The organism is Streptomyces sp. NPDC015139 (assembly GCF_043079785.1).
Lineage (GTDB): Bacteria > Actinomycetota > Actinomycetes > Streptomycetales > Streptomycetaceae > Streptomyces > Streptomyces albidocamelliae.
The window spans coordinates 731,264-756,097 of the sequence record NZ_JBIBUW010000002.1 but is presented as its reverse complement, the minus strand read 5'-3'; the positions used below and the strand labels follow the sequence as shown (position 1 = coordinate 756,097).

27 protein-coding genes and 1 riboswitch are annotated in these 24,834 nt (G+C 69.6%); of the genes, 11 read left to right on the top strand and 16 right to left on the bottom strand.

The features are described from left to right. Window positions 1–37 precede the first annotated feature (37 nt). Together ACF08B_RS07950 and thiC are read right to left on the bottom strand one after the other, a co-directional pair. Complete coding sequence (locus tag ACF08B_RS07950; protein ID WP_392316567.1) at window positions 38–1,429, bottom strand: VWA domain-containing protein; 1,392 nt, start codon at window positions 1,427–1,429, stop codon at window positions 38–40. Between the two features lie 97 nt (window positions 1,430–1,526). Next, a complete protein-coding gene (gene thiC, locus ACF08B_RS07945) occupies window positions 1,527–3,311 on the bottom strand; it encodes a phosphomethylpyrimidine synthase ThiC (RefSeq protein ID WP_392316566.1) in 1,785 nt (594 codons plus the stop codon). After that, a riboswitch (TPP riboswitch) is annotated at window positions 3,304–3,477 on the bottom strand. (Overlaps the previous gene by 8 nt.) 80 nt (window positions 3,478–3,557) lie before the next feature. Between thiC and ACF08B_RS07940 the strand changes: the two genes are divergently transcribed. Continuing rightward, complete coding sequence (locus tag ACF08B_RS07940) at window positions 3,558–5,015, top strand: YibE/F family protein (RefSeq protein WP_392316699.1); 1,458 nt, start codon at window positions 3,558–3,560, stop codon at window positions 5,013–5,015. 97 nt (window positions 5,016–5,112) lie between these two features. Here ACF08B_RS07940 and ACF08B_RS07935 read toward each other — a convergent pair whose 3' ends face one another. The 4 genes from ACF08B_RS07935 to ACF08B_RS07920 form a co-directional block, all read right to left on the bottom strand. Continuing rightward, window positions 5,113–5,550, bottom strand: coding sequence for an SsgA family sporulation/cell division regulator (locus ACF08B_RS07935; protein WP_392316565.1), 438 nt, complete (start codon window positions 5,548–5,550; stop codon window positions 5,113–5,115). A 99-nt stretch (window positions 5,551–5,649) separates the two neighbouring features. Continuing rightward, a complete protein-coding gene (locus tag ACF08B_RS07930; RefSeq protein ID WP_392316564.1) occupies window positions 5,650–6,618 on the bottom strand; it encodes an IclR family transcriptional regulator in 969 nt (322 codons plus the stop codon). Between the two features lie 198 nt (window positions 6,619–6,816). Further along, a complete protein-coding gene (locus tag ACF08B_RS07925) occupies window positions 6,817–7,029 on the bottom strand; it encodes a DUF5326 family protein (protein WP_073887226.1) in 213 nt (70 codons plus the stop codon). A gap of 133 nt (window positions 7,030–7,162) precedes the next feature. Beyond that, on the bottom strand, window positions 7,163–7,480 hold the full coding sequence (locus ACF08B_RS07920) for a cupin domain-containing protein (protein ID WP_023548672.1): 318 nt from the start codon (window positions 7,478–7,480) through the stop codon (window positions 7,163–7,165). Window positions 7,481–7,539: 59 nt separating this feature from the next. Here ACF08B_RS07920 and ACF08B_RS07915 point away from each other — a divergent pair, with 59 nt between their 5' ends. The 5 genes from ACF08B_RS07915 (at window position 7,540) to ACF08B_RS07895 (ending at window position 11,254) form a co-directional block, all read left to right on the top strand. Further along, window positions 7,540–7,917, top strand: coding sequence for a phage holin family protein (locus ACF08B_RS07915; protein WP_392316563.1), 378 nt, complete (start codon window positions 7,540–7,542; stop codon window positions 7,915–7,917). 7 nt (window positions 7,918–7,924) lie between these two features. Continuing rightward, window positions 7,925–8,416, top strand: a complete 492-nt coding sequence (locus ACF08B_RS07910; protein ID WP_392316562.1) for a low molecular weight protein-tyrosine-phosphatase — start codon at window positions 7,925–7,927, stop codon at window positions 8,414–8,416. After that, window positions 8,413–9,561 carry a cystathionine gamma-lyase gene (locus ACF08B_RS07905; protein WP_073887233.1) on the top strand — a complete coding sequence of 383 codons (1,149 nt, stop codon included), beginning with the start codon at window positions 8,413–8,415 and terminating at the stop codon, window positions 9,559–9,561. The genes ACF08B_RS07910 and ACF08B_RS07905 overlap by 4 nt, the downstream gene beginning before the upstream one ends. A 216-nt stretch (window positions 9,562–9,777) precedes the next feature. After that, the gene (locus tag ACF08B_RS07900) at window positions 9,778–10,683 is read left to right on the top strand and encodes a LysR family transcriptional regulator (RefSeq protein WP_392316561.1); all 906 of its coding nucleotides are present in this window, start codon (window positions 9,778–9,780) and stop codon (window positions 10,681–10,683) included. 88 nt (window positions 10,684–10,771) lie between these two features. Next, a complete protein-coding gene (locus ACF08B_RS07895; RefSeq protein WP_073887237.1) occupies window positions 10,772–11,254 on the top strand; it encodes an NUDIX domain-containing protein in 483 nt (160 codons plus the stop codon). Window positions 11,255–11,259: 5 nt separating this feature from the next. On the opposite strand, the gene ACF08B_RS07890 is transcribed toward ACF08B_RS07895, so the two are convergent. Both ACF08B_RS07890 and ACF08B_RS07885 read right to left on the bottom strand, forming a co-directional pair. Then, a complete protein-coding gene (locus ACF08B_RS07890) occupies window positions 11,260–12,390 on the bottom strand; it encodes a globin domain-containing protein (protein ID WP_392316560.1) in 1,131 nt (376 codons plus the stop codon). A gap of 478 nt (window positions 12,391–12,868) precedes the next feature. Continuing rightward, window positions 12,869–13,501 (bottom strand): HAD family hydrolase, encoded by a 633-nt coding sequence (locus tag ACF08B_RS07885; protein WP_392316559.1) that lies wholly within the window; start codon window positions 13,499–13,501, stop codon window positions 12,869–12,871. Window positions 13,502–13,653: 152 nt separating this feature from the next. On the opposite strand from ACF08B_RS07885, the gene ACF08B_RS07880 reads away from it, so the two are divergent. Continuing rightward, window positions 13,654–14,520 (top strand): GNAT family N-acetyltransferase, encoded by an 867-nt coding sequence (locus ACF08B_RS07880; RefSeq protein WP_392316558.1) that lies wholly within the window; start codon window positions 13,654–13,656, stop codon window positions 14,518–14,520. Between the two features lie 75 nt (window positions 14,521–14,595). Here ACF08B_RS07880 and ACF08B_RS07875 read toward each other — a convergent pair whose 3' ends face one another. Both ACF08B_RS07875 and ACF08B_RS07870 read right to left on the bottom strand, forming a co-directional pair. Beyond that, window positions 14,596–15,015, bottom strand: coding sequence for a heme-binding protein (locus ACF08B_RS07875; protein WP_392316557.1), 420 nt, complete (start codon window positions 15,013–15,015; stop codon window positions 14,596–14,598). A gap of 88 nt (window positions 15,016–15,103) precedes the next feature. Beyond that, window positions 15,104–16,312: an MFS transporter gene (locus ACF08B_RS07870; protein WP_392316556.1), complete on the bottom strand. Its 1,209-nt coding sequence runs from the start codon at window positions 16,310–16,312 to the stop codon at window positions 15,104–15,106. Window positions 16,313–16,455: 143 nt separating this feature from the next. On the opposite strand from ACF08B_RS07870, the gene ACF08B_RS07865 reads away from it, so the two are divergent. Then, window positions 16,456–16,914 (top strand): MarR family winged helix-turn-helix transcriptional regulator, encoded by a 459-nt coding sequence (locus tag ACF08B_RS07865; protein ID WP_093476306.1) that lies wholly within the window; start codon window positions 16,456–16,458, stop codon window positions 16,912–16,914. A gap of 9 nt (window positions 16,915–16,923) precedes the next feature. After that, the gene (locus ACF08B_RS07860) at window positions 16,924–17,376 is read left to right on the top strand and encodes a GNAT family N-acetyltransferase (protein WP_392316555.1); all 453 of its coding nucleotides are present in this window, start codon (window positions 16,924–16,926) and stop codon (window positions 17,374–17,376) included. A 64-nt stretch (window positions 17,377–17,440) separates the two neighbouring features. On the opposite strand, the gene ACF08B_RS07855 is transcribed toward ACF08B_RS07860, so the two are convergent. After that, window positions 17,441–18,826, bottom strand: a complete 1,386-nt coding sequence (locus ACF08B_RS07855) for a serine hydrolase domain-containing protein (RefSeq protein WP_392316554.1) — start codon at window positions 18,824–18,826, stop codon at window positions 17,441–17,443. An 83-nt stretch (window positions 18,827–18,909) separates the two neighbouring features. Further along, entirely contained in the window at window positions 18,910–20,388 is a 1,479-nt protein-coding gene (dnaB, locus tag ACF08B_RS07850) for a replicative DNA helicase (protein WP_073887297.1), read from the bottom strand. Window positions 20,389–20,870: 482 nt separating this feature from the next. Between dnaB and ACF08B_RS07845 the strand changes: the two genes are divergently transcribed. Continuing rightward, a complete protein-coding gene (locus ACF08B_RS07845) occupies window positions 20,871–22,208 on the top strand; it encodes an MATE family efflux transporter (protein WP_392316553.1) in 1,338 nt (445 codons plus the stop codon). 151 nt (window positions 22,209–22,359) lie between these two features. Here ACF08B_RS07845 and rplI read toward each other — a convergent pair whose 3' ends face one another. The 4 genes from rplI to rpsF all read right to left on the bottom strand — a co-directional run bounded on the left by rplI (window position 22,360) and on the right by rpsF (window position 24,079). Beyond that, the gene (gene rplI / locus ACF08B_RS07840; RefSeq protein WP_093476298.1) at window positions 22,360–22,806 is read right to left on the bottom strand and encodes a 50S ribosomal protein L9; all 447 of its coding nucleotides are present in this window, start codon (window positions 22,804–22,806) and stop codon (window positions 22,360–22,362) included. An 18-nt stretch (window positions 22,807–22,824) separates the two neighbouring features. Further along, complete coding sequence (gene rpsR / locus ACF08B_RS07835) at window positions 22,825–23,061, bottom strand: 30S ribosomal protein S18 (RefSeq protein ID WP_003949403.1); 237 nt, start codon at window positions 23,059–23,061, stop codon at window positions 22,825–22,827. A 58-nt stretch (window positions 23,062–23,119) separates the two neighbouring features. Beyond that, the gene (locus tag ACF08B_RS07830; protein ID WP_392316552.1) at window positions 23,120–23,713 is read right to left on the bottom strand and encodes a single-stranded DNA-binding protein; all 594 of its coding nucleotides are present in this window, start codon (window positions 23,711–23,713) and stop codon (window positions 23,120–23,122) included. A gap of 75 nt (window positions 23,714–23,788) precedes the next feature. Next, window positions 23,789–24,079 carry a 30S ribosomal protein S6 gene (gene rpsF, locus ACF08B_RS07825; protein WP_009189556.1) on the bottom strand — a complete coding sequence of 97 codons (291 nt, stop codon included), beginning with the start codon at window positions 24,077–24,079 and terminating at the stop codon, window positions 23,789–23,791. Window positions 24,080–24,364: 285 nt separating this feature from the next. On the opposite strand from rpsF, the gene ACF08B_RS07820 reads away from it, so the two are divergent. Continuing rightward, window positions 24,365–24,682 carry a hypothetical protein gene (locus ACF08B_RS07820; RefSeq protein WP_392316551.1) on the top strand — a complete coding sequence of 106 codons (318 nt, stop codon included), beginning with the start codon at window positions 24,365–24,367 and terminating at the stop codon, window positions 24,680–24,682. Window positions 24,683–24,834: the final 152 nt, after the last annotated feature.

The following is a 24,834-nucleotide window of genomic DNA, read 5'->3' as shown; positions in this document are numbered from 1 at the left end:
GGACTCCGGCGGCCCCAGCCGGCTCGGCGGCACCGGCTCAGAGGATGCCGGCCTGACGGGCCGCGGTGATCCAGGAGGGGAACTCGGACAGCAGCCGGTCGTACAGTTCCGGGTCGGGGACCTTCTCGATGTCGTCCACCGCGAAGAACCCGACGTTGTCGACCCGGCGGCCCGGCATGGTGTCGAAGCGCTCCAGCACACCGTAGTTGGACCGCCCCAGGCCGACGAACTGCCAGAAGACCGGTTCCTCCACCGCCTCCCGCAGCTCCCGCTCGATCTCGGCGTTGCGGTAGACGCCTCCGTCGGAGAAGAACAGCACGAGGGTGGGGACGGCGGCCGGGTTCTCCCGGACGTACTGCCGAACCTGGGCGATCACCTTCTGTTCCTCGTTCTGGATACCGACCGCCCGCATGTCGACCTGCCCCGGCTCCAGCCCCTTCCTGGGCTTCTTGTTCCGGCGGAAGACGCTCAGCTCACCGACGCGGACATGGAGCCGCAGCCAGTCCGGAAGCTCACCGATGTGCAGATCGGGCAGCCGGGCCGGATGCGAGGCGAACGTCCAGGCCTGCATCTCCCCGTCGTCGTCGAGCTGGGCGACGACCGCGGCCATGCGCTCCACCACGTCGGCCACCACACCCTTGGCGTACAGGGGGGACATGGAGCCGGAGGCGTCGAGCACCAGTACGACCCGTGCGGTGACACCGGCGGCACCGTGCTTGGTCAGGCTGACCGCCACCTGTTCCTTGCGCAACGAGAGCCGCTTGCGCATGTCCACGGGCAGCCGGTCCTCCGGCTTGCCGAGGGCCGGGCCCCCCACCGGTACGGACGGGGCGGGCGGTGTCACCGGCGGCGCGGCGGGGACGGTCGCGGTCGTCGGAGCCGTCGGGGCGTCGTCCACGGTGATGCCGAAGTCGGTCGCCAGACCGGCGAGCCCGGAGTCGTATCCCTGACCGACCGCACGGAACTTCCACCGCCCCTCGCGCAGATACAGCTCGCCTCCGATGAACGCCGTCTCCGTCGTGGCCTCCATGTCGAACCGGGCCAGCTCTTCCCCCGTCCCCGAGTCGAGCACTCTCAGGGTCAGTTGGCGCATCTGGCCGAACGTCCCCCCGTCCGCCGACGCGCACAGCACCACGCGTTCGACGGCCGGCTCCAGCGCCCGCAGATCCACCTCGACCGTGTCCGTCGTGACGCCTCGCCCCGGCCCTCCCGGCTGCTTTCCGAGGTGACTGACGGCGCCGGACCCGTGCCGCGGCTGGTTGTAGAAGACGAAATCACCGTCGTCGCGAACGCGCCCCGCCCCTGTGAGCAACAGCGCCGAGGCATCGGCGTCGGGCACGCCCGGCCCTTCGGACCAGGCGAACTCGGCGCGCACCGCCGCGGAGCCGACGGGAACGTTCGCGCCCTTGCTCATCGATCTCGCTGTCATGCCGCCAGTCTGCGGTGCGCGCAGGCCCAGGGGTACCTCCCCGACACCGCGGGGAGCGACAGCCCGGCCACACCCGGGCCGTCGCTCCCCGCACCGCTCAGTCGGCGATCGGCAGGTACACCCGGTTGCCCGCTGCAGCGAACTCCTTCGACTTCTGCGCCATGCCCTCCTCGATCTGGGCCTTGCTGCCGCCGTGTTCGCGGCGGATGTCCTGCGAGATCTTCATGCTGCAGAACTTGGGGCCGCACATGGAGCAGAAGTGGGCCGTCTTGGCGGGCTCCGCCGGGAGGGTCTCGTCGTGGAACTCCCGTGCCGTATCGGGGTCCAGGGCAAGGTTGAACTGGTCCTCCCACCGGAACTCGAAGCGTGCGTCGGACAGCGCGTCGTCCCATTCCTGCGCGCCCGGGTGGCCCTTCGCGAGATCGGCCGCGTGGGCGGCGATCTTGTAGGTGATGACACCGGTCTTGACGTCGTCCCGGTTGGGCAGGCCCAGGTGCTCCTTGGGCGTGACGTAGCAGAGCATCGCCGTGCCCCACCAGGCGATCATCGCGGCGCCGATGCCGGAGGTGATGTGGTCGTACGCCGGCGCGACGTCCGTCGTCAGCGGGCCGAGCGTATAGAACGGAGCTTCATCGCAGATCTCCTGCTGAAGGTCGATGTTCTCCTTGATCTTGTGCATCGGGACGTGTCCCGGGCCCTCGATCATCGTCTGTACGTCGAAACGCCTGGCGATGCGGTTGAGTTCCCCGAGCGTGCGCAGCTCCGCGAACTGTGCCTCGTCGTTGGCGTCCGCGATGGAGCCGGGCCGCAGGCCGTCGCCCAACGAGTACGTGACGTCGTAGGCGGCGAGGATCTCGCACAGTTCCTCGAAGTTCTCGTACAGGAACGACTCCTTGTGGTGCGCCAGGCACCACGCGGCCATGATCGAACCGCCGCGGGAGACGATGCCGGTCTTGCGGTTGGCCGTCAGCGGTACATGCGCGAGCCGCACCCCGGCGTGGACGGTCATGTAGTCCACACCTTGTTCGGCCTGCTCGATGACGGTGTCCTTGTAGATCTCCCAGGTCAGTTCCTCGGCCCTGCCGTCGACCTTCTCCAGGGCCTGGTACAGCGGCACGGTGCCGATGGGCACGGGGGAGTTGCGCAGCACCCACTCGCGGGTGGTGTGGATGTTGCGCCCGGTGGAGAGGTCCATGACCGTGTCGGCGCCCCAGCGGGTCGCCCAGGTCATCTTCTCGACCTCCTCCTCGATGGAGGACGTCACGGCCGAGTTGCCGATGTTGGCGTTCACCTTCACCAGGAAGCGCTTGCCGATGATCATCGGCTCGATCTCCGGGTGGTTGACGTTGACCGGCAGCACGGCGCGGCCGGCCGCGATCTCCTCGCGGACGACCTCCGGGGACACGTTCTCCCGGATGGCCACGTACTCCATTTCCGGCGTGATCTCCCCGCGGCGCGCGTACGCGAGCTGGGTCACCGCCTCACCGCGACGACCGCGGCGCGGCTGCCGCGGACGCCCGGGGAAGACCGCGTCCAGGTTCCGCAGCCCGCCGCGCGGTGAGGTGTGCTTGATGCCGTCGTCCTCGGGACGGACGGGACGGCCGGCGTACTCCTCGGTGTCGCCGCGGCCGATGATCCAGTTCTCCCGCAGCGGCGCCAGTCCCCTGCGGACGTCGGTGTCGACGAGCGGATCCGTGTACGGGCCGGATGTGTCGTACAGCGTGACCGACTGCCCGTTGGTGAGATGCACCTGACGGACCGGCACCCGCATGTCGGGGCGCGAACCCTCGACGTACGCCTTGTGCCAGCCGATGGACTTCCCGGCCTCCTGGGTCTTCTCACCCTGAACGGAGGCAGGCGTGCGTGCGTCCTTGTTGGTCATGAGACCTACTCCCTACGCCGGCATTACCCGGTAACAGGTTCGGCGGTCGACGCAGCGGCTTCCGTCGGCCGATGCTTCCCGTGAGACGTCGTTCCACGTGAAACATCGCGAATACGGAGGTCAGCGCCCTCTCAGCCCGGTGCTCCGAGCTCCCGCGTGTGCAAAGGTGCCTCCACGCTAGCGTCATATGTGGCGCGGTGAACAGTGGGCCCCTGCCGTTCTTGCGATGATCTGGCGGTGACCAGGATGGAGCAGTACCCGTACCAGCCGCCCGAGCCGCGCCGCCCGGACAGCCCGGCAGCGGGCAGCCGACGGGGGGACGGGCGCTCCCGCGGGCAGGAGGCGGGTGACGGGCACGGCCACCCTCACCACGGCCACGGCGAGGCGCACACCGGCCCTCAGACGCCCGGCCACAGCCACAGCCACAGCCATGGGCCCGCCGCGCCCGTCTCCCGGCATCTGCGCAAGGTCATCGCGGCGATCCTGGTGCCGTTCACCGCGGCTGTCCTGGTCGGCCTGGTGGTGCTGTGGCCCGGGGGAGCGCCGTCGCACAAGCGCACGGGCGTCGGCTTCGACCGGCAGACCCAGCAGGCCACGGTGACCCGGGTCGTCGAGGTGAGTTGCAAGTCGGTGAACGCCTCCGGTGGCACCCCGGCCGGCGACACGACCGCCGAGGGCGGCTCCGGGGCACAGGAGACGGGCGGCACCTGCAAGAAGGCGACCATCCGTGTCGACACCGGGAAGGACGAGCGGCGTACGTTCACCGAGATCGTGCAGCCCGACCAGTCACGGCAGTTGCACCAGGGTGAGAAGGTCGTGGTCGCCTACGAGCCCGCGGCGCCCAAGAACCTGCAGTACTCCGTGGCGGACGTGAACCGGAAGTTCCCGATGGCGCTGCTCGCCGGGATCTTCGCGATCGCGGTCGTCGTGGTGGGCCGGCTGCGCGGGGTCATGGCGCTGGTCGCGCTGGCCGTGAGCTTCGTGGTGCTCACCTTCTTCATCCTGCCCGCGATCCTTCAGGGCTCGAATCCCCTGCTGGTGGCCGTCGTCGGGGCGAGCGCGATCATGCTCATCGCGCTCTACATGTGCCACGGGCTGTCGGCCCGGACGTCGGTCGCGGTGCTCGGCACCCTGGTCTCCCTCCTGCTGATCGGCGTCCTCGGCTCGGAGTTCATCGACTGGGCCGCCCTGACCGGCAACACGGACGACAACACCGGTCTGATCCACGGGCTCTACCCGTCGATCGACATGAGCGGTCTGCTGCTGGCCGGTGTCATCATCGGCTCGCTCGGCGTGCTGGACGACGTCACCGTGACGCAGACGTCGGCCGTCTGGGAGCTGCACGAGGCCAATCCGGCGATGGGCTGGCGCGGGCTGTACCGGGCCGGCATCCGCATCGGCCGCGACCACATCGCATCCGTCGTCAACACCCTGGTCCTCGCCTACGCCGGTGCCGCGCTGCCGCTGCTGCTGCTGTTCTCCATCGCGCAGAGCAGCGTCGGGGCCGTGGCCAACAGCGAGCTGGTGGCCGAGGAGATCGTGCGCACCCTGGTGGGGTCGATCGGCCTGGTCGCCTCGGTGCCCGTCACGACCGCGCTCGCCGCGCTGGTGGTGTCGGCCGACCGCTCCGGCCCGCACGCTCCGGCCGGCACAGCCCAGCCCGTCCCGGCCCGCACGGGGCGGGGGCGCCGCCGGAAGCGGTAGCCGATCGGCCCGGTGAGACCGCCCCGCCCTGTGCAGAAGCGTTCCTGCACAGGTCCGTGAAGGAGAGCGGGGCGTCCGGTGCCGTGGTCGCGAGGCCTCAGCCGGCGCTCTGTTCCTCGGCGAGGATGCGGTCCAGCGCCTCGTCGAGATGAGCGTCGAAGTCGGCCAGCGCGCCCTCCTGTCCCAGCGGCACGAGTTTGTCGGTCCGGTCGAGGAAGGCCACGAGTGGCGGGGCCGACGACCGGAACAGAGCCTGGTCGCAACCGACCTGAAGACGGATCATCACCTCCCCCAGCACCTCGGCGTCCGCCGGGGCGATGTGCACATCCCCCTCCCCGCACGGCCGGCCCACCCCGTCGATCAACAGCTCGCGGCCGAAGGCCCAGGTCACCGGTGCGTCACCCGGCAGATGAAAGGTGAGGCGCACCGCATAGGGATCACCGGTCTCGTAGCGCAACTCCACCGGAATGCGGAAGGAGAGCTCCTCCGACACGAGAAAGCTCATCATGACCTCTGCCTGTACGGACTCGCGCATCGCCTATCCCGTCATATGACATCGACTGGCCGGGATTGATCCCTCTGACCGTGGTCAAATCTTGCTGAAAGTACACAGCAGATCACAAGGAGTAAGTTTTCAGATACTGATAGAGAGGGTGAGAGAGCCCAGATGCCGCCCGATCTCCGCCTGCAGACGCTCGGCCGCGGGCAGCAGCCGGTCGGCATGGCGGGCGGGCAGGGAGATGGCCATGGTGGCCGCGGTGGTGCCCACCGTGATCGGGACCGCCGCGCAGACGGTGCCGAGCGCGTACTCCTGCCGTTCCACGACGGCCTCCATGCGCCGCGTCCGGCCGAGCCGTCGGAGCAGGGCATCGTTGTCCCGCACGGTGTACGGCGTGATGGCCTGCGCGGGGTAGCGGGCGAGATGGTCGCGCCGGGTGTCCTCGTCGAGCTGGGAGAGCAGGCACTGGCCGATGGCGTGCGCGTGGCCGGTCTCGCGGAAGTCGGCCCACTCCTCGACCGCGGGCGCCTCGGGGGAGTCGGAGACGCACATGACGTCGATCTCGCCGTTGCGGTACATGGCGTAGTACACCGGGACACCGATGGAATCGCGCCAGTGCGCCAGCGTGTCCGCCACTGTGCTGCGACGTTTCTGCTGCGCCCCGCTGCTGCTGAGCCGTTCCGCCGCGTCACCGAGGAAGAACAGTCCCTTCTCCCGGTGCAGATAGCCCTCGTGCACCAGCGTGCGCAGCAGGTGGTACGTGGTGGGCAGGGCGAGGCCGGTCTCGCGGGCCAGTTGCTTGGCGGGGGCGCCGTAGCCATGGGTGGCGACGGCCTCCAGCAGGCGCATGGCGCGCTGGACGGAGCCGATGAGGGTGACGGCGCCCTGGGTCTCCGTGACACCCGCGGAGACCCGCCGGCCGGCCGGCCCCGTCGCCGGGAGTTGCTCCGGGTGGTCCGTGGCGTGCGGCTGCCCCGGGACGGTCACGGCGGGCGGGCGGTGGACGGGGGGTGGGCACGAACGTGGTGGAGCAGGGGGTGCGCAGGAGCGCGGTGGAGTGGGGGGTGCGTGGGCTTCCGCCGGTGCGGTGTCAACCGTGGCCAAGGGTCTCTCCCGAAGCGCGAGGGGGGTCAGCCCGTGCGCAGGAGGTGCACGGGTGGGGTCTGCGCCGCCCACGGGGCCGGACCCCGCGAGGAGTTTTGGACTCTAACGGCCCGCCACCGCGCACAGTCGGCCTCATCGGGAAACTTCCCCCGCCCGAGGGAACCGGTTCCCGTCACGGGTCACCGGTCCCCGGGTGCCTCACCAGTCGCTGCGCGAAGAGGAGTTCGACATGAACTTGCGCACGATGTAGATCAGTCCGCCGACCAGGGCGACGAAGACCAGCGCCTTGAAGAGCAGGCCGATCACGAAACCGACGACGGTCGCTATCAGGCCGCCGAACACCACCAGGGCGATGACCGGCACCGCGACCCACTTCACCCACCACGGCAGTCCCGCGAAGATCTCTCGCATCGCCCTCGTCCTTTGCGTCTCGTGCGTTGTCGATGTTCCGCTCTCGATGCTAGGGCCGGGCAGGGGTCCGATGGGGCAACCGCACCCCTTGTCGTCCCCTGACCCGTCCCCTAGGGAACCCCGAGGTCCGGACTCACGCCTCGGGCGGAGAGAAGACGACCAGAACCCTCAGGTCCTCGCTGATGTGGTGGAACTTGTGGGCGACACCGGCGGGCACGTACACGACGCTGCCCCGGGCCACCTCGGTCGTCTCCAGACCGACCGTGATCGACGCGCGACCGCTGACGACGAAGTACACCTCGTCCTGGTTGTGCGGCTTCTGCGGGTCGTGTTCGCCCGCGTTGAGGGCGTAGAGGCCGACCGACATGTTCCGCTCGCGCAGGAATTGCAGGTAGGCACCCTCGTTGGCGGCGCGTTCCGCCTCCAGTTCGTCCAGCCGGAATGCCTTCATCGCCACTGTCGTCCTCGTCTCACTGCCCACTCCCGATCAGGTCTGCCACGATCAGACACATGAAGAATTTCGTAGTCAAGACGATCGCCAACGCGGGCGCCCTGGCGGTCGCTGTGTGGCTGCTCGACAAGATCACCCTGACCGGTGACAGCACGGCCAAGAAGGCCGGCACGCTGATCGTCGTGGCGCTGATCTTCGGCTTGGTGAACTGGCTGGTCAAGCCGATAGTCAAGGTGCTCACGTTCCCCCTGTTCATCCTGACCCTGGGACTGATCACCCTGATCGTCAACGCGCTGATGCTGCTGTTGACGTCCTGGGTGTGCGGCAAGCTCGACCTGAGCTTCCACGTGGAGGGCTTCTGGACGGCCGTGCTCGGCGGCCTGATCATCTCCATCGTCTCCTGGGCGCTGCACGTCGTCCTGCCCGACGAGGACTGAGCGCGCCATGACCTACCGCGTCTGCTTCGTGTGCACCGGGAACATCTGCCGTTCCCCGATGGCCGAGTCCGTGTTCCGCGCGCGCCTGGCGGACGCCGGCCTCGGGGACCGGGTGGAGGCCGACAGCGCGGGCACCGGCGGCTGGCACGAGGGGGAGGCCGCCGACCCGCGCACCGTCCGGATCCTGGAGGAGCACGGGTACGACGCCGGGCACGTCGCCCGCCGGTTCCGGCCGTCGTGGTTCGCCCGGCTGGACCTGGTGATCGCCCTCGACCTCAGCCACCTCACGGCCCTGCGCCGGCTCGCGCCCACCGAGGAGGACGCCCGCAAGGTCCGTCTGCTGCGCTCGTACGACCCCTCCGCCGCCGACGACCTCGACGTGCCCGACCCGTACTACGGGGGGCCGGACGGCTTCGAGGAGTGTCTTGAGATGGTTGAAGCTGCGAGCACCGGTCTGCTCGCCGATGTACGGGAACGACTGGAAGGACGGGCCGCATGAGCGACGCGACCAGCAACGAGGGGCGCACCGGCGACGGCACGCGCGCGGTACGGGCGGGGCTGCCCGAGCCGGTCAAGCACGAGCCGACCCTGCCGGGTCCGGTGTTCGCGGCCCACTTCCACCTGCCCGGCGAGGTGACGGGACCTTACTCGTACGGCCGTGACGACAACCCGACCTGGACGCTGCTGGAGCGCGCCATCGGTGAGCTGGAGGCGCCCGGCCGGGAGGACGTCGAGACGCTGGTGTTCGCCTCCGGCATGGCGGCGATCTCCGCGGCACTCTTCTCCCAGCTCCGCGCCGGGGACGCCGTCGTGCTGCCCTCCGACGGCTATCAGGTGCTGCCGATGGTCCGCGCCCAGCTGGAGGCGTACGGCGTGGAGGTGCGCACCGCGCCCACCGGCGGCGACGCCCAGCTGGAGGTCCTCGACGGCGCGAAGCTGCTGTGGATCGAGACCCCGTCGAACCCCGGGCTCGACGTCTGCGACATCCGGCGGCTCGTGGAGGCGGCACACGCGCGCGGCGCCCTGGTGGCCGTCGACAACACGCTCGCCACGCCGCTCGGACAGCGCCCGCTGGAGCTGGGCGCCGACTTCTCCGTGGCCAGCGGTACCAAGCAGCTGACCGGGCACGGAGACGTCCTGCTGGGCTATGTGGCCGGCCGCGACGCCGAGGCGATGGCCGCCGTACGGCGCTGGCGAAAGATCGTCGGCGCGATCTCCGGGCCCATGGAAGCCTGGCTCGCGCACCGCTCCATCGCCACCCTCCAGCTGCGTGTGGACCGGCAGAACGCGACGGCCCTCACCGTCGCCGAGGCGCTGCGGCAGCGGCCCGAGGTGGCCGACCTGCGCTATCCCGGACTGCCCGACGACCCCTCGCACAAGATCGCCTCGCAGCAGATGCGACGCTACGGCTGCGTCGTCTCGTTCACGCTGCCCACGCGCGCGCGGGCGGAGCGTTTCCTGGAGGCCTTGCGGCTGGTGGAGGACGCGACGAGCTTCGGCGGGGTGCGCTCGACGGCCGAGCGCCGGCGCCGCTGGGGCGGGGACGCGGTCCCGGAGGGCTTCATCCGTCTGTCCGTCGGCGCCGAGGACCCCGAGGACCTGGTGGCCGACCTGCTCCGTGCCCTGGACGCGTCCGCCGAATGACCGGGAACGGGTCCGTCTGCTGATGTCTGCGGACGGTCCGAACCTCCCCCCTCGTGGCTCGGACCGTCCCGGTTCCGCGCGCGAAGAACCGCGCGCACAAGGCTAGTTGACTCTGTGTCAGTGTCCAATCACGCTAGAGACAGAGACCTATCGACATATTTATAGTTGGTGCCTGCCCGGGGGCCGGAGGACGACAGGGACAAGGGAGGGCACGCCATGGATCTGGCCTTGCTGCGGACCTTCGTCACCGTGCACCGGGCCGGTTCCTTCACCCGCGCCGCGGCCCTGCTCGGGCTCTCCCAGCCGGCGGTCACCTCACAGATCCGCACGCTGGAACGGCAGCTGGGCAGGCCCCTCTTTCTCCGCCGGGCCAGGGGTGTGACCCCGACGACCACCGGCGACGAGCTGGCCCACAAGGCAGCACCGCACCTCGACGCCCTGGTGGAGATAGCGGAGAGCGGTCTGGACGACGACTCGTCACTGCGGACGCTGCACCTCGCCGGTCCGCCGGAGTTCACCGCCGAACGCGCTCTGCCCGCCCTCACGGAGCTGACCGGCGACGACGGCCAGGGCTTCATGCTGCGCGCCTCCTTCGGCACCGCCGAAGAGGCGCTGGACGGGCTGGCGGCCGGGCACCATGACCTGGCCATCAGCACGGCCCGGCCGCGCGGGGCCCTGCTCACCGCGACTCCGCTCTGCGACGAGGAGCATGTGCTGGTCGCCGCGCCGCGCTGGGCGGAACGGATCGGTCCGGAAACGCTGCGCCTGAGGGGCGCGCCCGCTCTGGAGAACCTGCCCGTCGTCGAGGTGCACGAGTCGCTGCCGCTCGTCGCGCGCTACTGGGCCTCCGTCTTCGACTCCCGGCCCGCCGCTTCGGGCGCGGTCGTCGTCCCCGACCTGCGGGCCGTGCTCTCCTGTGCGATCGCGGGCGCGGGGCTGGCGGTGCTGCCCCGCTACCTGTGCGCGCCCGCCCTCGATCATGGCGCGATCGTGACCCTGCACGAGCCGGCCGTGCCGCCGCTGCGCACCTACTTCCTGGCTGTGCGCAGCGGCACCCTGGCCATGCCGCATATCGCCCGGGCCCACGAGTGGCTGCGGCAGGCAGCCACGGCCTGGTTCTGAAGGCGCCGACAGGGGAGTGCACGCGCTGCGGTCGTTCGCGGACGCTTCGCGATGTTTCACGTGGAACCAGCCGGGCCACATTTCTCCCATGACCGTCCGACCCGTGGTCAAGCGCACCGCCCGTGCCGTTCTGCTGGACGGTGGCGACCTGATCCTGATCAAGCGCACCAAGCCTGGTGTCGATCCGTACTGGGTGACCCCCGGTGGTGGGGTCGAGCCCGGCGACCCGACCGTCGTGGACGCCCTGCACCGAGAGGTGTACGAAGAACTCGGCGCCAAGATCACCGATGTGGTGCCCTGTTTCGTGGACACCGTCGAGCACATCGGCGAGGACGGCGGCGCCACCGGCGTGAAGGTGCAGCACTTCTTCGTCTGCCGGCTCGAGTCCATGGACCCGTCGCTGCGTCATGGCCCCGAGGTGGACGAGCCGGCCGGGGAGTACGAGATCGTCCGGATCCCGTTCACCCGTGTCGGCATCGCTTCCGTACACCTCGTCCCGCTGTCGCTGCGCCACTACCTGGACGGCAACATCGAAGGGGTGCGTGCCATGCACGCTCCCGACCTGGGTTAGCGCGGTCAGTTCCCCGCGAGGAGAAGCTCCTCCACCGAGTCGTGCCGTATGCGGCCCGGCGGGATGCCGATGTCCCGAAGCGCGTGGACACCGCTGCGGATCATCCCGGGCGGGCCCGACAGATAGGCGTCGAACTCCTTCCAGGGCCCGTAGACACGTATGGCGTCGGGAAGCCGCAGGCGGGCCTGCTGGTCGGTCACGGCCCGGACCGAGAGCCAGGGATTGCCCTGCTGAAGCCTGAGCAGAGTGTCGATGTCGTAGAGGTCGTGGTCGGTACGTGCGCCGTAGAAGACCTCGACCTGCCGACGGGCACCGCGTTCGGCGACGTCCTCGACGAGTGCCTTGATGGGCGCTATACCGGTGCCGCCGCCGAGGCAGAGCAGCCCGCTGTCGGTGGTGTGGTCGACGGTCATCGACCCGGTCGGCGGGCCGAGGCGTATGACGTCTCCGGGGCGGGCGCGGTGCACCAGCGCACGCGAGACCCAGCCGGCCGTCACGGCCTTCACATGGAAGGTCAGCAGGCCGTCCGAGCGGGGTGCGGAGGCGAAGGAGTAGTGCCGCCACACCCGTGGCCACCAGGGCGTCTCGATACTCGCGTACTGACCGGCGAGGAACGGATAGGGCTGGTCCGGACGGACGGTGACGACCGCGACATCGGGGGTCCTGAGGTCGTGGGAGACGACCTCGGCCTGCCACCAGGCAGGCGCCCGCAGTTCGTCGGCCGCCGCCGCGTCGATCATGACCTGGGAGATCGTCGTGTACGCCCGGACCCAGGCGGCCTCGGTCTCCCGGTTCCAGTCGGCGGCGTACTGGCTCAGCGCGCCGATCAGGCATTCGCCGACCGCCGGATAGTGCGCGGCGTGCGTCCCGTACTTGCGGTGTCCGCGACCCAGGTTCTTCAGGTAGTCGACGAGGACGGCGGTGTTGTCCAGGTGCTCGGCCGCTATGAGGAGGGACTTCAGCAAGCGGTCCCGCTGGACGTCCATCGCGGCCGGGAACAGCGGACGCAGTTCGGGGTGACGGACGAAGAGCAGTGCGTAGAAGTAGGAGGTGACCTTGTCGGCGACGGGTCCGATCTCGGCCATCGTCCGGCGGATGCGGACCGCGTCCGGAGACGCCAGCCTCGAGGCCGGCATCGTCCGCCGCTCCGGCAGATGCTGCGGAGCCGGGGCGCCGGCATGCGTCTGCTGATCACCACCGCGCGGCGGAGGGGATGACGACGGGTGCGGCGCGAACCAGCCGCCTCCGTCCGACGTGTCGTACTCCCCCGACGTGGTGGTCGGAGCGTCCATGGTGCCCTCGCCTCGAACATCTCTCGGTCGGTCTGCGCACCTCCTCCTCGGAAGGTGCCTGCTTTCCCCCGGCGGGCGGCCGGCCCGTAGCACTCGCCCCGCAGCCTTCCACCCGGATCGGATGCCGCGGTTGGGTACGCGTAAACGCGGCCTTCGATCTCTCCGCCCCGTTACGCTGCTGCCCTGCTCTCGGCCCGTACGGGATGCGCACGCGATCCCGTACGTGAACCGGAGTCGACTCTACCGGCCATTGGCGCGCACACAAGTCCCCCGGTCCGTGCCGCTTGCCGACCGGGAGGAGTGCTGGCTCGGCTTACCTCAACTAGCTGAGTCCGGCTACGAGTTCATAGGCATCCCACAGGTCGCGTCCGGTGTAGGAATGGGTCGCGAGACCGGCCAGGTGACCGTCCGCGTTGACCGCAACGGAAACCGGTACGACCGCAAACAGATCCTTGTCCGACGAGGAGTCGCCGTACGCCACGCAGTCCGCCCGCACCACGCCGAACTCGGCGCAGAGCCGGTCCGCGATGGTCACCTTGGCCGCGGCACTGAGCGCCCCGGCGGGGTCGACGGGCTCGGTGAAGGGCACGGCCGGGAATCGGGAGCCGTGCGCCGCGTGGGCGCCCCACTCCAGCAGGCGCTCCACGAAGAAGGAAGGCGACAGCGACACCACGGCGCAGTACTCGCCCGCGCTTCGGATCTCCGCCCACACCTCGCGGATCCGGGTGAGCCAGGGAGCCGCCTCGAAAGCGGCGGTCACATGCGCCTCGGTCAGGCCCGCCCAGAGGTCGTAGACCTGAGCCGCGTACTCCGGTGGCCCGATCAGCCCTGCTCCTATCGCGCGGTCCAGTGCGACCGTCTCCGCCTCCAGCCCCAGCTGGCGGGAGATCTCCACCGGGGCCGTGGTGCCGTGCAGCAGTGTGCCGTCGAGATCGAAGAGATGCAGTCTTGCCATGGCCCTGAAGGCTAACCGGGCTGCCGGTGTTTCACGTGAAACGCCGGCAGCTGTCCGGGAGCTGAGCAGAGGGCTACGACATGGCCAAAAGCACGTGCGTCTCCGTCGAAACGGGTGGACGCCGAGGGTGCCGGTCGGACAGCCTGACCTGCGTGCCGACTCCTTCCCTCGCCTCTCTGCCCATCCGCCGTCTGACCCTCCGCGATCTGACTTCGTGCGCGGACTTGTCCGAGGACCGGGGGTGGCCACGTGAGGAACACAAGTGGGGCTTCCTTCTGACGGCCGGGAAGGGCTTCGGTATCGACGATCCCGAGGGCGGTCTCGTCGCCGCGTGCGTCGTCACCGAGTACGGACCCTGGGACCAGCCGGAACTGGGCGCCATCGGCATGGTCCTGGTGGCCGAACGTCATGCACGGAAGGGCATCGGGCGCCGCCTGATGCGGCACGTCGTGTCGGCCATGGGCACCACCCCGCTGACTCTTCACGCCACGCCCTATGGACGCCCCCTGTACGAGGAGCTGGGCTTCAAGTCGACGGGCCGGGCGGAGATGCTGAGGGGGCACTTCACTCCCGGTGGTGCGGAGCCGGGGGTGTCGACACGGGCCGCCACCGCCGAAGACCTTCCCGCGATCCTGCGTCTCGACGAGGAGGTGTTCGGTGCCGATCGCACGCCCGTCATCGCCCGGCTGCCCGCCTTCGCCGACCAGCTGCGGGTGGCGGAGGAGAACGGCCGGGTCATCGGGTACGCGGGCGCTTGGCCCAACATGGACACCCATGTGGTCGGCCCGCTGATCGCCCGGGACACGGAGACCGCCAAGGCCCTCATCGCATCCCTGGCCGCTCTTACGGACCGCCCGCTGCGCACCGACATCGACGTACGCCACGAGGAGTTGCTGGCGTGGGCGAAGGCCCGGGGGCTGGCCTCGGTGGCGTTCAACGCCGTGATGACCTACGGGATCACGGACCTCCCGGGAGACTGGACACGGCGGTTCGCCCCGCTGACGGTGGCCGCGGGCTGAGAGGCGTACGACGAACGCCGGCCCTCCACCGCCCGGAGCGGTGGAGGGCCGGCGTTGTCCGTCCGGGCTCGGTGATCAGACGAGCACCTGCACGGCCGCGGTGGCGAAGCCGTGGTCCTGGTCCGGCGCGCCGCCGCCGACGCCGATCGCGCCGATCAGCCGGCCGTCCCGGTGCACGGGCAGGCCGCCCGCGATGAAGAGCAGGGGGCGGTCGAGCGCCGTGGGCAGGGTGTGGAAGAGGCCGCCGGGCTGCACGGCGTCGACCAGGTCGGCGGTGGGAGCGTTCAGCTGCAGCGCCGTGTAGGCCTTGCGGGTGCTGGTCTCGCCGGAGATCAGCACTGCCCGATCGTCCCGGCGGAAGGCCAGCAGGTGGCCGCCGGCGTCCAGGACGGTGACGCTGACGGTGACTCCGGCGTCCTCTGCGGCGCGACGGGCCGTGGCGACGAGCAGTTCGGCGTCCTCGATGGTGAGCGGGGCGACGACGGTGGTGCTCATGGAGCTTTCTCCTTGGTGGTGCCGAGGGTGGTGGTCTGCCGAACCGGGGCGCGCCCGGCACGGGCGTACGGGGGTGAACCGAGATGGCTCAGTGATGGACGGGCGTCCGCTGTTCGGCGTGAGAGCCGGACACGGTCACGGTGCCGTGCCGTGCGTCCCTGCGCTCCAGGGCCGCCGAGAGAACGGCGAGGACCAGGGCGGCCGCGGCGAGGGCGGCGCCGACCCAGTTGGGCGCGGTGTATCCGAGGCCCGCCGTGATCACGATGCCGCCGAGCCAGGCGGAGAGGGCGTTGCCCAGGTTGAAGGCGCCGATGTTCACGGCCGAGGCGAGCGTCGGCGCGCCGTGCGCCTGGTCGAGGACGCGCTTCTGCAACGGCGGAACGGTCGCGAAGCCCAGGGCGCCGATCAGGGCGATGGTCACGGCGGCCGCGATCTTGTTGTGGGCGGTCAGCGTGAAGAGCGCCAGGACGACCGCGAGGGCGCCGAGGGAGACGTACAGCATGGGCATCAGGGCGCGGTCGGCGAACTTGCCGCCGACCAGGTTGCCGCCGACCATGCCGAGGCCGAAGAGGACCAGCAGCCAGGTGACGGAGCCGTCGGCGAAGCCGGCGATGTGGGTCATCATCGGCGCGATGTAGGTGATGGCCGCGAAGACGCCGCCGAAGCCGAGGACGGTCATCGCCATGGCGAGCAGGACCTGGGCGTTCTTGAAGGCGGCCAGTTCGTGCCGCAGATGCACGCCCTCCGGCCGCGGCATGTCGGGCACCAGCTTGGCGATGCCGACGAGGCCGAGGACCCCGAGGGCGGCGACGACGGCGAAGGTGACCCGCCAGCCGACTGTCTGCCCGACGAGGGTGCCCAGCGGGACGCCGACCACATTGGCGACGGTCAGACCGGTGAACATCATGGCGATGGCGCCGGCCTTCTTGTGGGGTGCCACCAGTTCGGCCGCGACGACCGAGCCGATGCCGAAGAAGGCTCCGTGGGCGAGCGAGGCGACCACGCGTCCGATCAGCATGACGCCGAATGCGGGGGCCACCGCGGAGAGCAGGTTCCCGGCGATGAAGAGGCCCATCAGCAGCATCAGCATCCGCTTGCGCGGGACCTTGGTGCCGAGCACGGTCATCAGCGGAGCTCCGATGACCACGCCGAGGGCGTAGCCGGTCACGAGCAGGCCCGCCGTGGGGATGGAGACCCCGAAATCGCCCGCGACCTCGGGAAGCAAGCCCATGATCACGAACTCGGTCGTTCCGATTCCGAAGGCCCCGATCGCGAGGGCCAGAAGCGCGAGAGGCATGTGGGGGGTACACCTTCCCAGAAGATTGCAGGAGCGCGTTTCGTGCGTTCACAATAGTTGCAGACGCGGGTTAAATGCAACCGCAGGATATTGCGGACGTGCTCTACCCTTGGAGCAGCCGCTCCGGGACGGAGGAGAACCCCATGACAGCGACGGACCCCGCGCTCACCGCTCTCGCGCAGGGCTGGTGCGCCCTCTCTGCGCTGCACGGGAGGATCGAGGCGCACATCGAGCGCGCCCTGCAGGCGAAGCACGACCTGAGCGTGCGCGAGTACTCCCTGCTGGATGTACTGAGCCGGCAGCACGACGGCGATGGCGGACATCTGCAGATGAAGCAGGTCGCCGACGCGGTCGTCCTCAGCCAGAGCGCCACCACGCGCCTGGTGACCCGGCTGGAGGACCGCGGCCTGCTGGAGCGCTACCTGTGCCCCACGGACCGGCGCGGCATCTACACCAACGTCACCGAGGCGGGGCTGCGACTGCTGGAGGAGGCGCGGCCGACCAACGACGCCGCCCTGCGCGAGGCTCTGGACGACGCCTCCCGGAACCCCGAACTGGCGCCGCTGGTAAGGGCCGTGGAGTCCCTCAACGTGCCCGCATAGGGTGCGGGCATGGAAGATCTTGAAATACGGGCCGCGACGCCCGGCGACCTGCCGGCGATCGTCGCCATGCTCGCCGACGACCCCCTCGGCGCCCAGCGTGAGTCACCTCACGACCTGAGCCCGTACCGGGCCGCGCTGGAGCGCCTGGACGCCGATCCTAACCAGCATCTCGTCGTCGCCGAGCGCGAGGGACGGGTGATCGGCACCCTTCAGCTCACGATCATTCCCGGGCTCTCCCACAAAGGGGCGACCCGCGCGCTCATCGAGGCCGTGCGGATCCACTCGGACGAGCGGGGCAGCGGACTGGGCAGCCGGCTCATCGAGTGGGCGGTGGACCGATCCCGGCAGCTCGACTGCGTCATGGTGCAGCTGACCTCCGACAAGACGCGCACCGACGCTCACCGCTTCTACGAGCGGCTGGGCTTCACGGCCTCGCACGAGGGTTTCAAGATGCGGCTCTGACCGAACCGCAACAGATGCGCGTAGGGGGGTGTTTCACGTGAAACACCCCCCTACGCGTTGACGACTACCGAAGGCCCCGCCAGCCTTCGGGGTCCACACCGCCCGGTACCGGCGCCTCGGTGTCGTAGGGCTGCCGGGTGAAGACGAACGAGCCGAGGTCGAGGTGGCTCAGCGACCCGTCCGGCCTGCTCACGGGCCGCAGCAGCTCTCCGGCGTAATAGCCCTCCAGGCCCGTCCAGGTGCCGTCCCCGTTGGAACGGAAGCGGGCACGGCGGCCGCCACCGGTCAGCGGCCCCAGGGCGGCCAGACCGTCGGCGGTCACCCGCAGACCGAACGCGTGCGTCCCCCAGTACCACTGCCCCGCCAGCTCCAGGACCGCCGGCTCGATCTCCCGCAGCGGCCGCCACGGCTCGGGGATCCGGGGTTCCGCCTCGGCGACGATCCGCACCAGGTCGGCGCCCACCGCACCCAGCAGCGGCCCACTGGTGCAGTTGGCGAGCACCACCGCGGCGACGTCGTCCTCCACACCGATGGTGAGGTTCGCCAGGAAGCCCGGCAGTGAACCGGAGTGCCCGACGAGCAGCCTGCCGTCGCGGCGCTGGATCTGCATGCCCAGTCCGTAACTGGTCCCCTCCAGCACATCGGCGGCCTCGGCGGGCGCCGCAGGGGTTCGCATCTCCCGTACGGACTCCGCGCACAGCACCCGGTCGTCACCGCGGGCCAGGAAGGCGGCGAACCGCGCTAGGTCACCGGTGGTCGACCACAGCTGCCCGGCCGGGGACATCCGGCCCAGGTCCTCCAGCGGCTCGGGCAGCAGGGCGTCGGCCCAGGGGTGCACGGCCCATCCTCCCGCGTTCGGCGGCTCGGGCTGAGCGCTCGTCCGCCGCAGACCGAGCGGCTCCAGGATCTCGGCGCGCAGCACCTCCTCCCAGGGGGCCCCGCGCAGTTCCTCCACCAGTGCACCCAGCAGCGTGTAACCGGGGTTGGAGTAGTGGTGCCGCCGGCCGACGGGATGCAGCAGGGGCTCTTCGCCGAGCACGTCGCCGAGCTCGGGCCGCAGTGAGCCGGGGGTCCTCTCCCACCAGGGCGCGGGTGACTCGGCGGCCAGGCCGGCGGTGTGGGCGAGCAGTTGGGCGATCGTCGCCTCCCCCGCGCCGGTACCCGGCAGATGCTTCTCCAACGGATCCCCGAGGTCGAGGAGGCCTTCGTCCCGCAGCCGCATCACCAGCACGGCGGTGAAGGTCTTCGTGATGGACCCGATCCGGTACTGCACATTCTCGTCGGGCCCGTGCCCGTCCACCGAGGTCCGCGCCCCGTGCCACACCGCCTGTCCGCCCCGTACGACGGCGGCCACCAACGACGGCGCCCGCCCTTCGGTCTGCGCTACGGCGATCCGGTGCAGCAGAGCACGCCGGGTCGCGGGCAGCAGTGCTTCGTGAGGTGTCGTCATGGGCCCAGTCCACCGGGTGCCGCGCCGGACGTCGAATCCATTTCGCCGCTCTGCGGGCGCACCGGCCGGAGACCCGGACGGGATCAGGTCTGGGCCATGTCCACGAAGCGGGAGTAGTGGCCCTGGAACGCGACCGTGATCGTCGCGGTCGGGCCGTTTCGGTGCTTGGCCACGATCAGGTCCGCCTCACCCGCGCGCGGGGACTCCTTCTCGTACGCGTCCTCACGGTGCAGCAGGATGACCATGTCGGCGTCCTGCTCGATGGAGCCGGACTCACGCAGGTCCGAGACCATCGGCTTCTTGTCGGTGCGCTGCTCCGGACCACGGTTGAGCTGGGAGAGCGCGATGACCGGGACCTCCAGCTCCTTGGCGAGCAGCTTGAGGTTACGGGACATGTCCGAGACTTCCTGCTGCCGGCTCTCGGCGCGCTTGGAGCCGCCGGACTGCATCAGCTGGAGGTAGTCGATGACGACCAGCTTCAGGTCGTTGCGCTGCTTGAGCCGCCGGCACTTGGCGCGGATCTCCATCATCGACAGGTTCGGGGAGTCGTCGATGTAGAGCGGCGCGGCCGAGACGTCCGGCATGCGGCGGGCGAGTCGGGTCCAGTCCTCGTCGGTCATCGTGCCGGAGCGCATGTGGTGCAGGGCGACCCTGGCCTCGGCGGACAGCAGACGCATGGCGATCTCGTTGCGGCCCATCTCGAGCGAGAAGATCACACTCGGCAGGTTGTTCTTGATCGAGGCGGCCCGCGCGAAGTCCAGCGCGAGGGTCGACTTACCCATGGCGGGACGTGCGGCGATGACGATCATCTGACCGGGGTGCAGACCGTTCGTCAGCGAATCGAAGTCGGTGAAGCCGGTCGGCACACCCGTCATCTCACCGCTGCGCGAGCCGATCGCCTCGATCTCGTCGAGGGCGCCCTCCATGATGTCGCCCAGCGGCAGGTAGTCCTCGCTGGTGCGCTGCTCGGTGACGGCGTAGATCTCGGCCTGGGCGCTGTTGACGATCTCGTCCACGTCGCCGTCGGCCGCGTATCCCATCTGGGTGATGCGCGTTCCGGCTTCGACCAGGCGGCGCAGCACGGCCCGCTCGTGGACGATTTCCGCGTAGTACTCGGCGTTGGCGGCCGTCGGCACCGTCTGGACGAGGGTGTGCAGATACGCGGCGCCGCCGACCTTGTTGATCTCGCCGCGCTTGGTGAGTTCGGCGGCGATGGTGATCGGGTCGGCCGGCTCGCCCTTGGCGTAGACGTCGAGGATCGCCTGGTAGATCGTCTCGTGCGCGGGCTTGTAGAAGTCGTGGCCCTTGAGGATCTCGACGACGTCGGCGATGGCGTCCTTGGACAGCAGCATGCCGCCCAGCACCGACTGCTCGGCATCCAGATCCTGCGGGGGCACCCGCTCGAAGGACGAACCTCCGCCGTCCCAGCCGCCGTTCTCCCTGCCCCGGTCGTGCTGCTCGTCACGGCCCCGGCCGCCGTCGCTCCGCCGGCGGGAGGCAGGCAGACGATCACTGGGTCCGGCGTCGGCCCACGGATCGTCCAAGGGCTCGGAAATGCTCACCGAGCCACCTCCTCCCGTCCGCGCGGCGGACCTCGCCGTGACCTCTTTTGTACGGCACGACACTGACAACTAAGAGACCCAACTCCGGTTCTGGCGCGTCGGATTTATGACGGTTCCAGGGCCGCGAAGGACGCACCTCCCGGGCCGGGGGAAAGGAGCAGGCGCCGGACCACGGTAGGCCCGTCGGCACCGTCAGCCAATCTGGTTATCCACAGGCCATGTGGACGACCGCTCCGATGCTGTGGAGAACTCGGCGAAACCTGTGCACGACTCGGTGGACAGCCCTGTGAACAAGCCCTCGCTGCTTCCTTGGACACCCACGTGACCTGCACCTTTGCCGTCCACCGCCTGTGCAGAAGAAAAACTTTCCCAGTCGGACCAAGATCGCCTCGAACGCTGCCCGAAAGGAGGTGACCCACCGGGCAAAGTAAGGGTCACTAGCCATTTGTATCTCTTACCTGTGGACGATTAGATTAGTGCTCATGACACAAGCTCCCGCGATACCCGAGGTCACCCGTCGGCAGCACGATCGGGAGATCGTCGCGCTGGCCGTCCCGGCCTTCGGCGCTCTCGTTGCGGAGCCCCTCTTCGTCATGGCGGACAGCGCGATCGTCGGCCATCTCGGGACCGCCCAACTCGCTGGTCTCGGGGTCGCCTCGGCGCTCCTGACCACCGCCGTGAGCGTCTTCGTCTTCCTCGCCTACGCCACCACGGCCGCCGTCGCCCGCCGCGTCGGCGCCGGAGACCTGCCGGCCGCCATCCGGCAGGGCATGGACGGCATCTGGCTGGCTCTGCTGCTGGGCAGTGCCGTCATCGCCCTCGTGCTCCCGCTGGCTCCCGGCATCGTGGAGCTCTTCGGAGCTTCCTCGACCGCGGCCCCCCATGCCACGACGTATCTGCGCATCTCCGCACTGGGCATCCCCGCGATGCTCGTCGTCCTGGCAGCGACAGGAGTTCTGCGTGGACTGCAGAACACCCGGACCCCTCTCTACGTCGCCATCGCCGGCTTCATCGCCAACGGTGCCCTCAACGCGGTCCTCGTCTACGGCGCGGGACTCGGTATCGCCGGTTCGGCCTGGGGCACGGTCATCGCGCAGTGCGGCATGGCCGCCGTCTACCTTGCCGTCGTCGTGCGCGGAGCACGCCGACACGGAGCCTCCCTTCGCCCCGACGCGGCCGGTATCCGAGCCTCGGCGCAGGCAGGCGTCCCACTTCTGGTCCGCACGCTGTCCCTGCGGGCGGTCCTGATGATCGCCACGGTGATCGCGGCCCACCTCGGTGACGCGGACATCGCCGCCCATCAGATCATCCTGTCCCTGTGGAGCCTGCTCGCCTTCGCTCTCGACGCGATCGCGATCGCGGGGCAGGCGATCATCGGCCGTTACCTCGGTGCGGCCGACGCCCAGGGCGCACGCGAGGCCTGCCGCCGGATGGTCCAGTGGGGCATCGCGACCGGCGTCGTACTCGGCCTGCTCGTGGGCGCCGCCCGGCCACTCTTCCTGCCGCTCTTCACCGATGACTCGGTGGTCAAGGACGCGGCGCTGCCCGCGCTTCTGATGGTGGCGCTCTCGCAGCCGATCTGCGGAATCGTCTTCGTCCTGGACGGCGTCCTGATGGGCGCGGGCGACGGCCCGTACCTGGCCTGGGCCATGGTCGTCACGCTGGCGGTGTTCGCTCCCGTGGCGCTGCTCGTCCCCACCGTCGGTGGCGGTCTCACCGCCCTCTGGGCCGCGATGACGCTGATGATGACGGTCCGCATGCTGACGCTGTGGCTGCGCATGCGTTCCGGCCGCTGGATCGTGACGGGCGCGACCCGCTGACCGTTCCACGTGGCACAGAGCGGCTGGGGGTGTTTCACGTGAAACACCTCCGCCGGCTCTGTATGGCGCCGGGTCTGATGCCGAGCCAGCGAAAAGGGCCGCACCCGCGAAGGGTGCGGCCCTTTTCAGGACTGCTCGAGAAAGCTCGCGGTCAGCCCGCGACGACCTCGATGTTGACCTTGGCGGCAACCTCGGGGTGCAGACGCACGGACGTCTCGTGGGCGCCCAGGGTCTTGATCGGAGCGGTCAGCTCGATGCGGCGCTTGTCCACCTCGGGGCCACCGGAAGCCTTGATCGCGGAAGCGACGTCGGCCGGGGTGACGGAACCGAAGAGACGGCCGGAGTCGCCGGAGCGGACGGCCAGGCGGACCTTGACGCCCTCGAGCTGGCCCTTGATCTGGTTGGCCTGCTCGATGGTCTGGATCTCGTGGATCTTGCGAGCGCGGCGGATCTGCTCGACGTCCTTCTCGCCACCCTTGGTCCAGCGGATAGCGAAATTCCGCGGGATCAGGTAGTTGCGAGCGTAACCGTCCTTGACGTCGACGACGTCGCCGGCGGCACCGAGGCCAGAGACCTCGTGGGTGAGGATGATCTTCATGTTTCGGTCACCCTTCCCTTATCGCGCGGTGGACGTGTAGGGCAGCAGCGCCATCTCACGGCTGTTCTTGACGGCCGTGGCGACGTCACGCTGGTGCTGCGTGCAGTTGCCGGTCACGCGGCGGGCACGGATCTTGCCGCGGTCGGAAATGAACTTCCGCAGCATGTTCGTGTCCTTGTAGTCCACGTACGTGACCTTGTCCTTGCAGAAAGCGCAGACCTTCTTCTTAGGCTTGCGCACAGGCGGCTTCGCCATGGTGTTTCTCCTGTGTGATCAAGAAGTTTGGGTACGACCCACCCTTCGGTCCGAAGACCTAGAAGGGGGGCTCGTCCGAGTAGCCGCCACCGCCGCCGCCGGAGCCTCCGCCCCAGCCGCCGCCGCCCTGGTTGCCACCGGCGGGAGCGCCGGTCGCCCAGGGGTCGTCGGCCGGAGCACCGCCGCCGCCCTGCTGGCCGCCGCCGGAGCCACCGCCCCAGCCGCCGCCCTGCTGGCCGCCGCCGCCACCGCCGCCGTAACCACCCTGGCCACCGCGGCCACCGCCACCGGCGGTCTTGGTGACCTTGGCAGTGGCGTTGCGCAGGCTGGGGCCGACCTCGTCGACATCCAGCTCGTAGACCGTGCGCTTGACGCCCTCGCGGTCCTCGTAGGACCGCTGCTTCAGCCGGCCCTGCACGATGACGCGCATGCCTCGCTGCAGCGACTCGGCGACGTTCTCCGCCGCCTGACGCCAGACCGAGCAGGTCAGGAACAGGCTCTCGCCGTCCTTCCACTCGTTCGTCTGGCGGTCGAAGGTGCGGGGAGTGGACGCGACGCGGAACTTCGCGACCGCCGCACCGGACGGGGTGAAGCGCAGCTCGGGGTCGTCGACAAGATTGCCGATGACCGTGATGACGGTCTCGCCTGCCATGGGGGAACCTCTCGGCGGGTTTGCTCTGGCTGCTTGGTTGCTACTCGAATCCCGGGATCAGCTGAGCTGGAGAGCTCAGTGGGTCTCGGGACGGAGGACCTTGGTCCGGAGGACCGACTCGTTCAGGTTCATCTGGCGGTCGAGCTCCTTGACGACCGCAGGCTCGGCCTGCAGGTCGATGACCGAGTAGATGCCCTCGGGCTTCTTCTTGATCTCGTAGGCGAGACGACGACGGCCCCAGGTGTCGACCTTCTCAACCTTGCCGCCGCCGTCACGGACGACAGACAGGAAGTTCTCGATCAGCGGGGAGACCGAACGCTCCTCGAGATCGGGGTCGAGGATGACCATCACCTCGTAGTGACGCATGTGGAACCCACCTCCTTTGGACTCAGCGGCCACGGTCGTTCCGTGGCAGGAGGGTCGTGATGCGTACGCAACGGTATCGGCCGCCACTGACAATGCGGGGTCCCGAAGGGGATCCCGCAGCGTGGCCCCAGTGTGACCTGGCCAGCTCTGGGCAGACACCGGTGCAGACGGTACAGACTACCCGCACACCTGCTTCCGGTTGAAATCAGGCGGCGGGGGCCGTCAGTCTGTACACATCGGGTGTGTATGGCGCTACAGTGCGCCGCGATCCGCAGGAGGTGCCACATGGCACAGCAGGCATTGCGACCCAACACCGCCGGATCTCTCTTCGCCACCGACGGCAAGCCCCATCCGCTCCAGGACACCCTGATGGCCGTGACACTGGTCCTGGGCGTGCTGGCGTTCATCACGGGCTTCTTCGCCGGCCTCCACCTGCTCGCCTCCTGGGCCGGCCTGGTGGGTCTCGTCGTCGGGGCGTACGGGCAGTGGATCTCGGTGACCACCCGTGAACGCTTCGGCCTGGTCCTGGGCCTCGGCGCCTCCGGCGTCGGTTTCATGCTCGGCATGGCGAACGGCGGACTGTTCGGCGGCCTCATCGGCTGAATCGGGCCGACCGCTCGTGGGGCACCTCCGCAGCCCTGTGGAGGTGCCCCGCCGAACCATGTCCACGGACCGGAAGCCCGTACACCCCAGTCGGGGTGCTCGAAAGGCGCAGTAGGCTTCGGCGCGAGAGCCGGAGCCCCTGACCCCATGGG